1 protein-coding gene is annotated in these 1,674 nt (G+C 70.1%); it reads left to right on the forward strand.

From position 1 onward, the window contains the following. Positions 1 to 124 precede the first annotated feature (124 nt). Positions 125 to 1,531, forward strand: a complete 1,407-nt coding sequence (locus tag ACWD04_RS33975; RefSeq protein WP_451137582.1) for an IS1380 family transposase — start codon at positions 125 to 127, stop codon at positions 1,529 to 1,531. Positions 1,532 to 1,674: the final 143 nt, after the last annotated feature.

The following is a 1,674-nucleotide window of genomic DNA, read 5'->3' on the forward strand; positions in this document are numbered from 1 at the left end:
CTAGCCTCGCCGTTTCGGTTGGGGTGCGGGTGAGGTTGAGTAGAAACGCAAAAGTGCCTTCCTGAGCTGGGACGATGGACCTTGTCTAGGGGTTCAGTCGTCGCCAGAGGAAGGCACTTTCTGCGTGAAGGATATCGGTTCGCGGCCCCGGCTTATGGTGTCCACCGACGGGTCGGGGGTGGTCGGGCACGCCGGAGCACGTTTGCTGGCGGACCTCGCCGAAGCGACCGGGCTGACTGCGGCGTATTCCACCGTGCTCCGGCCGCTTCGGCCGCGCGGCACCGGCCATGACCCAGGCCGGATCGCCACCGATCTCGCAGTGACACTCGCCGACGGCGGCGAGACGATATCGGATCTGGCTGTTCTGCGGGACCAGCGCGAGGTGTTCGGCCCGGTGGCTTCCACGCCGACGGCCTGGCGGCTGCTGGCCGCCGTCGACCAACGCGTACTGGACCGCCTGCGGTCGGCCCGCGCCGCAGCCCGGGAGGTGGCCTGGCTGCAGGCCGCGGAGACCCGCACCGCGATACCCGCGGTGAAGGCCGGCGGACGCGAACTGCCCGGCCTGGTCCTGGACCTCGACGCCACGCTGGTCACCTGCCACTCCGAGAAGGACGAGGCCGCACCCACCTACAAAGGCGGCTTCGGGTTCCACCCGTTGCTGTGTTTCCTGGCCAACACCGGCGAGGCGATGTCCGGGCTGCTGCGGCCCGGAAACGCCGGAGCGAACACCGCCGCCGATCACATCACCGTGCTCGACCAGGCCCTCGCGCAGATCCCCGACGCCCACCGGCACGGCACCGACATACTGGTCCGCACTGACAGTGCGGGCAGCGCGAAGGCGTTCCTCACGCACCTCCGCGCCTTGCACGACAACGGCCTCCACCTGCGTTTTTCGGTCGGATACGCGGTCACCGCACCGGTCCGCCGCGCGATCCGCGCCCTGCCCGAACAGGTCTGGCACCCCGCCCTGGACGCCGACGAGACCCTGCGTGAGTCCGCCGAGGTCGCCGAGCTGACCGGCATGGTCGACCTGAGCGGCTACCCGGCCGGCACCCGCATCATCGTGCGCCGCGAACGCCCGCACCCCGGCGCCCAGCTCTCCTTGTTCGACAGTGACGAGGGACTGCGGCACCAGGTCTTCCTCACCGACACCCCGTACTCCGGCGGCGGCTCGGCCCAGTTCCTCGAGGTCCGCCACCGCGGACACGCCACCGTCGAGGACCACATCCGGTGCGGCAAGACCACCGGCTTCGGACGATTCCCGTCCCGCCTGTTCTCCGTCAACGCCGCCTGGCTCGAGCTCAGCCTCGCGGCCATCGACCTTCTGGCCTGGACCCGAGTCCTGCTTCTGGACGGCGAGCTGGCTACCGCCGAACCCAAGAAGCTCCGCTACCGGCTGCTGCACGTCGCGGCCCGTCTCACCCGCGGCGGCCGTCGCCTCCACCTGCGGATCGCAGCAACCTGGCCCTGGCGACACCACCTCGCCGCAGCCTTCCACCGTCTGGCCGCCCTGCCCCGCCCCGCCAACTGACCAGCAGCCCAGCCACCTACGACACGAAAGACCTTGGAGAACCCGACCAACGCGCCGGGTCTCCACCATGCCCACCGCCCGATACCGCCTCGATCGACCTCTCAGCGTCACCTCGCCCACCGCAAGCGAAACGGCGAGGCTAG

The organism is Streptomyces sp. NPDC002911, assembly GCF_053591835.1.